Source organism: Cetobacterium sp. NK01 (assembly GCF_024506395.1).
Lineage (GTDB): Bacteria > Fusobacteriota > Fusobacteriia > Fusobacteriales > Fusobacteriaceae > Cetobacterium_A > Cetobacterium_A somerae_A.
The window spans coordinates 243,001-255,638 of the sequence record NZ_JANIBO010000002.1; the positions used below are offsets into that span (position 1 = coordinate 243,001).

Annotated in this window: 10 protein-coding genes; 1 reads left to right on the top strand and 9 read right to left on the bottom strand. The window is 26.9% G+C overall.

Annotated elements, in window-relative coordinates; translation table 11 throughout:
* Positions 1-2: 2 nt before the first annotated feature.
* The 9 genes from NON08_RS10335 to fdhF form a co-directional block, all read right to left on the bottom strand.
* Complete coding sequence (locus NON08_RS10335) at positions 3-1,901, bottom strand: molybdopterin biosynthesis protein (RefSeq protein WP_256691496.1); 1,899 nt, start codon at positions 1,899-1,901, stop codon at positions 3-5.
* Positions 1,894-3,099, bottom strand: coding sequence for a molybdopterin molybdotransferase MoeA (locus NON08_RS10340; protein ID WP_256691497.1), 1,206 nt, complete (start codon positions 3,097-3,099; stop codon positions 1,894-1,896). The genes NON08_RS10335 and NON08_RS10340 overlap by 8 nt, the downstream gene beginning before the upstream one ends.
* Before the next feature lie 136 nt (positions 3,100-3,235).
* Positions 3,236-3,955: a formate dehydrogenase accessory sulfurtransferase FdhD gene (gene fdhD / locus NON08_RS10345; protein ID WP_256691498.1), complete on the bottom strand. Its 720-nt coding sequence runs from the start codon at positions 3,953-3,955 to the stop codon at positions 3,236-3,238.
* A gap of 43 nt (positions 3,956-3,998) precedes the next feature.
* Entirely contained in the window at positions 3,999-4,598 is a 600-nt protein-coding gene (locus NON08_RS10350) for an ATP-binding cassette domain-containing protein (RefSeq protein ID WP_256691499.1), read from the bottom strand.
* Positions 4,595-5,227 carry an ABC transporter permease gene (locus NON08_RS10355; RefSeq protein WP_256691501.1) on the bottom strand — a complete coding sequence of 211 codons (633 nt, stop codon included), beginning with the start codon at positions 5,225-5,227 and terminating at the stop codon, positions 4,595-4,597. Before NON08_RS10355 ends, NON08_RS10350 begins: the two co-directional genes overlap by 4 nt.
* Before the next feature lies 1 nt (position 5,228).
* Positions 5,229-6,014 (bottom strand): substrate-binding domain-containing protein, encoded by a 786-nt coding sequence (locus tag NON08_RS10360; RefSeq protein ID WP_256691502.1) that lies wholly within the window; start codon positions 6,012-6,014, stop codon positions 5,229-5,231.
* A gap of 142 nt (positions 6,015-6,156) precedes the next feature.
* Positions 6,157-6,741 carry a molybdenum cofactor guanylyltransferase gene (locus tag NON08_RS10365; protein ID WP_256691503.1) on the bottom strand — a complete coding sequence of 195 codons (585 nt, stop codon included), beginning with the start codon at positions 6,739-6,741 and terminating at the stop codon, positions 6,157-6,159.
* Positions 6,742-6,746: 5 nt separating this feature from the next.
* A complete protein-coding gene (locus NON08_RS10370) occupies positions 6,747-8,459 on the bottom strand; it encodes a 2Fe-2S iron-sulfur cluster binding domain-containing protein (protein WP_256691504.1) in 1,713 nt (570 codons plus the stop codon).
* 10 nt (positions 8,460-8,469) lie between these two features.
* Positions 8,470-11,130 (bottom strand): formate dehydrogenase subunit alpha, encoded by a 2,661-nt coding sequence (gene fdhF, locus NON08_RS10375; RefSeq protein WP_256691506.1) that lies wholly within the window; start codon positions 11,128-11,130, stop codon positions 8,470-8,472.
* Between the two features lie 258 nt (positions 11,131-11,388).
* Between fdhF and NON08_RS10380 the strand changes: the two genes are divergently transcribed.
* Positions 11,389-12,633 (top strand): helix-turn-helix domain-containing protein, encoded by a 1,245-nt coding sequence (locus NON08_RS10380; protein ID WP_256691507.1) that lies wholly within the window; start codon positions 11,389-11,391, stop codon positions 12,631-12,633.
* Positions 12,634-12,638 lie beyond the last annotated feature (5 nt).

A 12,638-nucleotide genomic window follows, 5' to 3' on the forward strand; every position in this document is an offset into this window, starting at 1 on the left:
GATTATCTCGAGCATTTTATTTCTATTATTTTTCCTGGTTTATTTAAACTATATCCTTCTAAATTACCAATTTTCTCTTTTAAAAAGTCTGATTTTAAAAATTCAATAAATTCTTGGATCTTTTTATCATTTTTTATTTCTGGGCTAATCAAGAAATCGTACTCCTCTTTGGATAAAGGAATAAATTCTAAATCAGCTATTTTTGCAGCTTCCATTATTCCTAACCCTGCTTCTGCTATTCCATTTTTTATAGCCATGGCAACATCTAAATGTGTTGCTACCTCATAATCATATCCATTTAATTTTCTAAAATCTAAGCCTTCTTTTTTTAACCAATAATCTAAAAGTATTCTTGTTCCAGATCCTCTTTGTCTATTTACAAATCTAATATTTTTCTTAAATAACTCTTCAATACTCTTTATATTCAATGGATTACCTTTTTCCACCATTAATCCTTGAATTCTTTCAACACCCTTTACTAAAGTCATATCTTCGTTTGGAAAATATTTTTTTATAAAAGAAATATTATATTCACCACTCTCTTCATCTAACATATGGATTGGTGCAATATCTGTATTCTTTTGTTTAATTGCTAATATTCCACCAAAGCTGCCTACATGAGTAGAACAAAGTTTTATAGAATCCCCTATTAAATCCATAACAATGTCATGACTTCCTATTGAAACTAAATTATCATCTATTTCTTTTAACGGTTTTAATAACTTTACTTTGACTCTTTCTCCTGCTTCAATACCTTCAATTGATTTAGGAATTTCTAAAATAGCATCTGCCTTAGATAAACTTGTTGTAATTCCAGCACCCCTAGCTAAAGGCATGATTATATAGTCATCTAAACTTTTATGTAGTGTAACTCTTATTAACTCTTTATGTTTTAAGGATGATACTATACTTTTCCCTAATTTTCCTTCTATAAAATTTTCTACATTAAAAATACTAGTTACTTTCTCCAAAAGAGGCTTTACAAAAATATCCATAGCTAAAAATGCTGAAACTGGATATCCTGGTATTCCTATGACAGGCTTATTATTAACTTTTCCCAATATTGTTGGTTTTCCAGGTTTTATTGCAACTCCATGAATAATAACTTCTCCTATTTCTTCAATTACACTCTTTGCATAATCTTTACTTCCTGCCGACGATCCTGCATTTATTATTACAATGTCGTAATTTTTAGAAAACTCACTTATTTTTTGTTTCATTTCATTGTAATCATCTTTTAATCTTTCTTGAATATATGGAACGCCACCCCATTCTTTTATTTGTGCAGAAAAAATATATGAATTACAATCTATTACTGATTTTTCTTTGAACTCTTCTTTAAATATATCAATAACTTCATCTCCAGTTGGAATAATTGCTACAGTTGGTTTTTTATAAACCTCTATTTCCTTTACTCCTCCAGTTATAAGGGCCCCTAAATCTTGAGGTAAAATTTTATGATTAGATTTCATTAACATTTCTCCAGCTATAATATCTTCACCTATCGGTCTTATATGTTGCCAAGGCTTAGCATTTTTTATAACTTTAAAGTTTCCATCAGATAAATTTATTAACTCCTCTATCATAACAACACAATCACCCAAAGATAAATCTAAAGGATTTCCTGTATTAACATATATAAAGTCGTTTTTAGTTAAATACACTGGATTGACTTCTGTAGCTTCCTTTATTTTCTGAGAAAATATAAAAATTCCATCCATTGCACTTGCTGCATATGTCGGTGAACAATAATTTGCATAAATAGCTTTAAATGTAACTCTTCCTACTGAATCTAAAACTGATATTTTTTCACTTTTTACTTTTAATGGTATCTCAGAAAAATATTTTTCTAAAGCTATATCTACATCAATATTATCTATATAAATATTTCTTTTAGTCATTTAATAAAACCTCCACTAATTCTCCCTTATAAAGTCCCTCTTTATAATCAGGTATCGATATATATCCATCACCATCTAAAAGTGGTCTTATCATCGAAGATTTACTCATTAATGGGTAAACCAATATTTTTTGGCTTTCTATTTTCAACTTTACATTTATAAAGCATGTTTTTCCAGGATCACCATAAATATTTTCCCCTAATTCTCCATATATTTTAATTCTTTTTCTATTCAAAAATATCGGTTCTACTAAGGCTTTAAAAACATTTATTCCAGACTGTGGATGTCCAGGCATTCCAAAAATAAATTTATTTTTATATTTTGCTACTATAGTAGGTTTTCCAGGTTTCAAAGAAAGTCCATGAATAAATATCTCTCCACCAATATCTTCAATTGCTCTTTCAGTGAAGTCTCTAACTCCCACTGAGCTTCCTCCAGATATTAGTACAACATTTGCATTTTTTACAGCTTTTTCTAACGTTAAGGATAGTGTATCTAAATTATCTTTAACCAAAAATGTAGTTGTCACTTCACCTAATCCTTCTTCTATTAGAGCTCTAAAAGCATTTGTATTTATATCATAAACTTCACCTATTTTTAAAGGTTTTCCTAGTTCTATAATTTCATCACCTGTTGAAATTATAGAAAATTTTATTTTTTTGTAAACTTTGACTTTCGATACACCAACAGATGATAAAACTCCTATGTGACTTGATGTTATTCTCTCTCCTACTTTAACCAGTAAATCCTCATATCTTACTTCTGATCCCTTTATGATTATGTTTGAAAATTCAGAAACACCTTTATTTATAAGTACCTCTTCTCCTAGATTTTCACAATCTTCTATCATAACCATTGCATCAGATCCGTTAGGCAACATTCCACCTGTTGGAATATACATACACTCTCCTAAATCTATTGAATTGGCATTCTCTTCTCCCATTTTGCCATCTCCAATATTTTTTAATAAAACTGGAGAAAATTCACTTGCTCCATGAACATCTTTTGCTTTAACCGCGTATCCATCTACAGTAGATCTATTAAATGATGGTAAATCTATATTTGAAGCTACTTCTTCTGCTATAACTCTATTTAAAGCCTTTTCTATTGATACCTCTTCTATTTCTAATTTTTTATCTAATTTTTCTTCTATCTTATCTATAGCTTCTTTTAAGCTTATAGTTTTAAAAAATTTCATTACTCCTCCTGATATTTATTTATTAACCAACAAACTCCTATACTCAACTGTAATAATAATATCATTGGAAATTCTTATATAATAACTAGAAATATTAATAATCTATTATTATCTACTTAACTTTCTAGATATAATATTATTTTATTCTCTCTTTATATGTATAAATTATTGGTTCATTTTTTCCAATTCTTCCGATTAAACAAACTCCTAACTTTTCAGCTAGCTCTATTGCTAAACTACTAGGAATACTTATTGTAGCAACAACAGGTATTTTAGTTGCAACAGCTTTAAGTACCATATCTAAAGATAATCTTCCTGTTGTTGTAATAACGGAATTTTTTAAATCAAACTCTTTATTTAAGGCTGCTCCAATTACCTTATCAACAGCATTGTGTCTTCCTATATCCTCTCTGACTACTATTTCCTCTTTTATATTTCCAATTGCTGCACAATGCATTCCACCACTATTTTTATACATAATTGCATTTTCTAACATTTCTCTAGCAACCTTTTTTATTCTTTCTAGTGATATTTGTTCTAGATATTCTATTTTTTCTTTTTCCATAATTTTTTCATCAAAAAGTGCTCCATTTCCACATCCACTTAAAACTACTTTTGGAATTGTAAATAAATCATCTTTTACTTCATTCGAAGTATAAGTTGCTATAAGTTTTGCATCTTTACAAGCGGCTACACTTTCTAATTCATTTTTTTCTTTTATTATCCCTCTTGTATAGAGATGTCCTAATGCTAAATCTTCTAAATCATAAGGTGAACACATAAAAGTTACTAATTTCTCCCTATTTACTAGAAGTTCTACCGGTGCTTCTTCACATACATTACTTTTTTTTAACATATTACTCCTTATACACAACTTTTATATTTAAACATTATCAAATTTATTTTAGAGATAATTTTCCTTCATCTACTTCATAAATACAATCACTTATTCTTACTGCTTGCTCATAGTCATGAGTTATTATAATTATTAATTTCCCTGCATCTCTCATATTTTTTAATATATTCTCTACTAAATAGCTACTTTTTTTATCCATACTTGCCGTTGGCTCATCAAATAACATTATCTTTTTATTATAAAGTATTGTTCTTATAAATTGAACTTTTGCTTTTTCTCCTCCAGATAAATTGTTAACTTTAGCCTCTTTTAAATTTGCTATTTGAAATATATCTAATAATTCTAAGATTTGTTCTAAATCTATTTTTTCATCAATTAATTTAAATGGTTCTGTTAAATTATAAATAACATTTCCTTTTAAAAAAAGTGGTTCTTGAGTACATAGAATTGTATTATCAACATTATATTCTAATTCTCCTTCATCAGAAGATAAAATACCACCTAAAATTTTTAGTAGTGTGCTCTTTCCAGCCCCATTTCTCCCTAATATTGAATAAATTTTTCTCTCTGAGAATTTTAGATTTTCTATTTCTAAAATTAATTTTTTATCATAATACTTTTTTAATTTTTTGATTTCTATCATTCTTTCACCCATTTTATTAAAAAATTTAGTAAAAAAGAGAGAGTAAATAATATCAACGCTATTGTTAATGAAGTATTATAATTTCCCATAGATGTAGAAAGTGCAATATAAGTTGTCATTACTCTTGTAGATCCTTTAATATTTCCTCCCACAAGCATAACTGACCCTACTTCAGAAATTCCTCTTGCAAAAGCTATCAAAAATATTCCTAAAAATCTTGATTTTAACTCTCTAAAAAAAACTTGATTTAATTTTTTTCTAGGTATATGTAATATTTTACAAGTTGTTAGAATTTTTATTCCTTCACTTTCTAAAAGCTCCGAACACAAGGTTACTACCAATGGTAATAGTAATAAAAATTGTGCTATTATTATAGCCGTTGGAGTAAATAATAAATTTAATGGTCCTAAAATACCTCTTCTTGAAAGAGCTAATAAAACTATTAATCCAAAAATTATAGTAGGAACTCCAGTTAATGCCCTAAAAAACTCTAATATTTTTTTAAATCCCTTACCTTTTTTAAAAAACAACCATAAACTTATAAAAAAACCAGCTACTGAGCTTAATATACTTGCGATTCCTGTAACAAATATAGAGAGTAAAACTATATCTATTATCTCCCTCTCCACATTATTTACCTACAAAAAATAATGGTGTTCCGAATTCATTTTTTCCATAACTCTTCATGATTTCTTCAGCTTCTTTAGATTGCATGAACTCTATAAATATTTTTATATCATCTTTTTTACTATCTTTAACATCTGAAAGCTCTAAAATTGAATATATATTTTTCAAAGGTTCTTTTTCATTTAATGGTACCTCTTGCAACTTAAAGTTTTCTTTAACTTTTAAAAATGTTCCACTATCAGATAAAGTAAATCCTTGTAATTCAGAAGTTAAATTTAAAGTTTTTGCCATTCCTAGTCCAGCTTCTTTATAATTCTTAAAATCCTTATCAACCTTAGCTTCTTTCCACATTGAAAGCTCTTTAGAGTGAGTTCCAGATTTATCTCCTCTTGATATAAACGTTAAATTTTCCTTAGAAATTTTATTTAATAATTCATTTAAATTTTTAGGATAGTTTGTTAAATCTTTCTCATTATCTGTTACAACAACAAAATAATTATACATTAAAGGGTACCTTCTTACTCCATAACCATCCTCTATAAACTTTTTTTCTCTCCCAGGGTCATGAGTAAAAAGAATATCTACATCTCCTCTTTTTCCCAACTCTAAAGCTTCACCAGTTCCTTTTGCTATCCACTTTAATTCGACACCTTTTTTTTCTTTTAATGTTTTTGAAATTTCAGTTAAAAATCCAGTGTCATCTAATGATGTTGTTGTTCCCATTAATATTTCACCTGCGTAAATATTTGCACATAACAATACTCCCGCTAAAAATATAGATTTTTTCATCTCAATCCCTCCTCATAAAATATGAACAATTATACTATTATACTAGTTTTTTTACAACTTTTTTTATTCCTTTTGTTTTATTTTACTTTTTTTTATACTAAAATAGGAAAAAATTAAAATAGGATAAATTTTAAAATTTATCCTACATTTTTTCCATTAATTTTAAATCTTCAAAAGTATTAATGTTGAAAAAACTGCTTGAAATTTTATTAAAATTTTCAAACTCATTAATATTTATCCAATTTATTTTTAAATTTTTAAAAATATTAGCTATTTTAAACTCTTTATTATTAATACAATTTATTATTTCATCCATACTACTTTTTTTATACAATGCACATAACGGTTCTCTAAAAGAGTTATGAATAGGTATAGAAATATCATAATCACCTTTGAATCTTCCTAAATATTCTAAAAACTCTTCTTCTAAAAATGGTGTATCACAAGATAAAATAAGACACTCTTCATTTGTGGCATTTTTTAATCCTGTTAAAATTCCTCCCAATGGACCTACATTTTTTATTTCATCCTTTATAACCTTTAAATTATAACCTAAATATTTTTCTGGGGAATTAGATATTATTATAATTTCTGAAAATTTGGAAAGTTTTTCAATAATAATTTCAACAAATGTTTTTCCATTAAATTTTAAAAAACTTTTATCAATATAATTTAATCTACTTCCTTTTCCACCTGCTAATAAAACTACACTTTTATCATACTTCATATTTTTTACTTTTTAGAGTATGTAGTATGTAAAATATGGTGGCTTTTATGACCACAAGGTTCTTTCAAGTAGTTTTTATAAAGGCTAGATACTTCTTCATTTTCATGTGATTTTCGTAAATTTGAAGTTGAATCAAATAGATACATTCCATTCATTCTAGATTTTCTTATTTCTAAATTATCTGGGATAGGTGCTCCACCGCCACTTATGCATCCACCATAACAAGCCATAACTTCTATAAAATCAAATGAAACCTCTTTATTTATTATTGCATCTAAAACTTTTTTTGCTGAACCTATTCCATTTATAACTGCAACTTTAATTATTTTTTCTCCTAAATCTATCTCTGCAGACTTTACATTTTCAAATCCTCTTAAGTTCTGAAACTCTATTTGATTTAATTGTCCATTTGTTAAAATATGACTTACTGTTCTTAGTGCCGCTTCCATTACACCACCAGAAGATCCAAATATCCTTCCAGCACTAGATCCTAATCCCATAAAAGAATCATAGGTTAAATTATTTGGCATTAAATTAAAATCTATGTTATTCATTTTTATTAACTTAGCAAACTCTCTTGTTGTTATTACTAAATCTACATCTTTAATTCCATTTTTTTGCATCTCAGCTCTTTCACTTTCACCTTTTTTTGCTGTACAAGGCATAATTGAAACAACGTATATATCCTCTTTAGGAATATTTAATGTGTCTGAGTAATATGATTTTGCTAATGCACCAAACATTTGCTGAGGCGATTTACAAGTTGATAAATTTTCTATAAAACTTGGATAAGATTGTTCCACATAATTTACCCATCCTGGACAACATGAAGTAAACATTGGTAATTTACCATCACCTTTTATTACTCTTTGAATTAATTCGCTTCCTTCTTCCATTATTGTTACATCTGCAGAAAAATCTGTACTAAAAACTTTGTCAAAGCCTAGTTTTTTTAAAGCTCCTACCATTTTAGATGTTACATCTATTCCTGGAGCAAGAAAAAACTCTTCTCCTATAGTATGCTTTATTGCAGGAGCCATCTGAACAACAATATGTTTTTCAGAGCTTTTTAATAACTTATTTAATTCTGTTACACTATTTTTCTCTGTCAAAGCCCCTACTGGACAGACTTTAACACATTGACCACAAGAAACACATTTACTTTCTTCCAATGTTTTTCCATCTTTTATAATTATCTCTTTGACTCCATTTAATTCAACAACTTCATAAATCTCAAGTCCTTGGACTTTTTTGCAAACAGCTACACACTTTTCACATAAAATACATTTATTCATATTTCTAGTTATTCCTGAGGAACCGCTATCTAGTGGGTATTTTTTTATATTCTCTAAATTCCTATTTATTATATTATATTCAAAAGATATATTTTGTAATTCACAATCCCCTTTTGATTTTTCACAAGTTAAACAATCATTAGGATGATTTTTCATAATATTTTTTAAAATTCTTTCTCTTTCTTTAATTATTTTTGGAGTTCTTGTTTTTATAACCATTTTATCTTTAGGATAAGTTTCACAAGATTTTAAAGTTTCTCCATCACATTCTACAATACATATTCCACAAACTTTTTGAGATCCTAAATCATCATGATGGCAAAGAGTTGGTATATTTATACCTAACTCTTTACATCTTTCTAGTATTGTTTGTGTAGATTTAATTTCTGTTAAAATCCCATCAATTTCTATTTGAAAATTCATAATTCCTCCACTAAATCAACTTTTCTATTTTTACTGCTGTAACTTTTAACTCTGGAATTCCGCATTTTTCATCTACACGATCAGCTCCAGTTAATACGTTACAAGCTCCTTCTGCAAAATGGAATGGCATAAAAAATAACTCTTCTAAAATTCCGTCATTTGAAGTTACTCTAGTTTTAATTTCACCTCTTCTGGATATAACTCTTATAATTTCATTCTCTACTATGCCTAATTTTTTCATTGTTTGTGGGTGTATTTCAATGTATGAATCTGGAGATTTTTCGTTTAATCCATCTACTTTACCTGTCATAGTTCTTGTATGATAGTGATATAGATTTCTACCATTTGTTAATAAATAAGGATATTGACTACACGGATTCTCTCCTAAAAGTTCTTGTTCTGATGGTACAAAAAGTCCTTTTCCTCTCATAGGATTATTTTTATGTAGAATAGATGTTCCTTCTCCTGATTCATTTATAGGCCAAGGAATTCCTATCTTATCTATCACTGTATAATTTAATCCTTTATATTGTGGAGTTACCTTTGCAATCTCTTTTGTTATTTCCTCTGCAGAATTATAAATCTCTTTATAACCTAAAACATTCATAATATTATTTATAATTTTCCAATCAGGCTCAACGCCCTCTCTTTCTACAACTTTTCTAACTCTTTGAATTCTTCTCTCTGTATTAGTAAATGTTCCATCTTTCTCAGCAAAAGATAAGGCTGGTAAAACAACATCTGCTAACTGAGCTGTTTCTGTCATAAATATATCTTGAACAATTAAAAATTCTAAAGATTCTAAAGCGTGTTTTATATGATTTATATCCGGATCTGAAACCATTGGATTCTCACCCATTATATATAAACATTTTAATTCATTATGTGAAGCTTTATGCATCATTTCTGGTATAGTGTACCCTACTTTATCATTTAATTTTACTTTCCATTCTTTTTCAAATTTAGATTTTACTTCAGGATTATATACTTTTTGATACCCTGGATATGAATCTGGTAATCCTCCCATATCACATGATCCTTGAACATTATTTTGCCCTCTTAAAGGATTAATCCCTCCAAATTTAACACCTATATTTCCACACAATAAAGCTAAATTTGATAAACTCATAACTCCATTTGTTCCGGCTTTATGTTGTGTTATTCCCATGGCATAAAAAATAGAGGCTACATCACTTGAATATATTCTTGCAGCTTTTTCTATTAATTCTTTAGGTACACCACAAATACTTTCTGCATATTCTGGTGTATATTTTTCGACTAATTTAACTAAGTGTTCAAAGTTTTCTGTATTTTTTTCTATATACTCTTTATTATATAATTTTTCTTTTATTATTACATGAATCATACCATTAATAAGAGAAATATTAGTTCCTAAATTTAATTGTAAAAATACATCTGCATCATCAGCTAAATCGATCATTCTAGGATCGGCAACAATCACTTTTGCGCCATTTAATTTAGCTGTTTTTATTTTAGCTCCAATAACAGGGTGGTTTTCTCGAGGATTTGACCCTATTATAAAGATAACTTTTGAGTCTACAACTTCTTCAATACTATTAGTCATAGCTCCACTTCCCAACGTAGTTGCTAACCCGGCAACTGTTGAACTGTGTCAAAGACGAGCGCAATGATCTACATTATTAGTTCCTATTACCGCTCTAAAAAGTTTTTGAAATATATAATTATCTTCGTTTGTACATCTTGCTGATGTTAATCCTCCAAAAGAATCTGATCCATAATTATCTTTTATTTCTCTCATTTTTTCTCCAATAAGAGTGTATGCTTCTTTCCAAGACGCAGGCTTTAGTTCACCATTTTTTCTTATATATGGAGTATTTATTCTATCGGGATGATTAACAAACTTATATCCAAATTTTCCTTTTACACATAATAATCCATCATTAGGAGCTATATTTGCTGGTTTAGCTTCTACTATTTTATTATTTTTTACTAAAAAATCTATTTGACATCCAACACCACAATATGAACATGTTGTTCTGACACTTTTTGTTTCCCAATGTCTAAATTTTTCTTTTTCTTTTGGAAGTAAGGCTCCTACAGGACAAATACTTACACAATTTCCACAAGACATGCATTTAGTATTATTAATTTTTTCTTCAAGTTTAGTACCTACATATTTTCTTCCATCTTTTTCTTTTAATTCTAATATATTACTTCCTTGAAGAGTTTTACAAATTTCTACACATTTTCCACAAGCTATACATTTATTAGGATTTATTGTATAAAAAGGGTTTGAATTATCTATTTTTAAATTTTCTTCGTAACCATTCTTGCTAGTATGAATTTCATATTCATAACAATAATCTTGTAATTTACATTCTCCAGATTTTTTACACCCTAAACAATCTAAAGCATGTTTATCAATTATTTTACCTAATATCTCTTTTCTCTTTTTAAGTACCAATTCACTGTGGGTTTTTATTATTGTGTTATCTTTTAGTTTAGCTTTACAAGCTTTTTCTAATTTACCATCTACTTCTACAACACATATTCCACACTCTTGTTCATTATGCTCTATTCTTTCATCATAACATAATGTTGGAATTGCTATATCTAAGTCACTTAAAAAGTCTAAAAGAGTTTTATTTTCTACAAAGTCATACTCTTTTTTATTGACTTTTATGCTCACTTATTTTCCTCCTTTATAAATATTTCTAACTTTAAAAAGTATAAGGTTTTTTCTTTTTATAAAAAATAGCTTTTATTCATTTTTTTTTAAACAAAACGTCATAATATTTTTTTATAAATTGGTTTTTTTCAAATTTTGTACATATTTTTTTTAAATTTATAAAAAAAATGTACTTTTTTTCACTTTTATTAAAATAAAAAGATTGTTTTTAAAAAAAATATAATATATTATAATAAATAAAATTTAGGATGTGAGTTAATGAATCAAAATATTATATATAAATTAGAAGACTTAATAAAAAATAATAATAAAACTCTTTTTTACGAGTATTTAAAAGTTCTCAATCTTTATAAATTTTTTATTGAAAGTGTTCAAGAATTTTTTTTAGAAGATCAACTAGAAATAATCACCTTTTTTCATGAAAAAGCTTTAAATAAAAATTTTAATATTTATGATATCTTAAATACCAAGGAATCTTTAATATTTATAACTAACAAGACAAAAGAAAAAAATTTCAAACTAGCATTAGAGTACTATAGAAATAGAACTATCTACAATTTAGACTCTTTTCAAAGTATTGAAAACATAAAAAAAGAGGGTAGATACACTTATTCTATAATAGATTTTTTAACTAAAAATATATCTTTAATCTCAAATGTATACGAATTCAATAAAGAGATGTTTCAAGAAAAACTTGAATATTTTTCTTCAGAAAAAGAATTTTATGAAATATACTCTGATAAATATTGCGACATTATTTTAATTAAAAAAAATTTTTTCCAAGAATTCAATCCCTCTTTATTTTCTAGTTTTGGCCTTACAATTCGATTTTGTGAACTTGGACAAATAGGCTTTAAAAAAGATACTATTATATTAAATGAAAACGAAGCTTTAATAACTAATGGTATATCTTTGGGACAATATAAGGTTTTAACAAATGATATTAATTATTTAACAATACATATTAAGGATAACTTTCTAAAAGATTTTAATATTAAAGAGATTAATTATTCTATGAAAAAACTTCCTTGGAAAATTGATAAGGTATCTTCTATTTTATTTGAAAATTTAAATAGTTTAAAAAACAATAGAATTCTTGTTTTAAACTTTTTAACTAAAATAATCTTAGAACTTTTAAATGAACAAAAAAATTTAAACTTTAAGGTTCTTTCAGAAGATAGCATTATTAAAATAACTAAATTTATCGACAATAATTTAGAAAATCCTACTTTATCAATAACTCAATTGCAAAATATATTTGGTTTTAATAAAAATACTTTAATTCAACTTTTTAAGAGAAATTATAACACTTGTCCTTCTAAATACATTATAAATAAAAAACTTGAGTATGCATCCATTCTTCTTATAGAAACAGAGCTATCTATAACTGAAATAGCTTATAAATTAAACTTTTCAAACTCTAGTAAATTTTCTTTGAATTTCAAGGGAAAATTTCTTTATACTCCATTACAATTTAGAAAAAAATATAAAGAACTTAAATAAGTTTA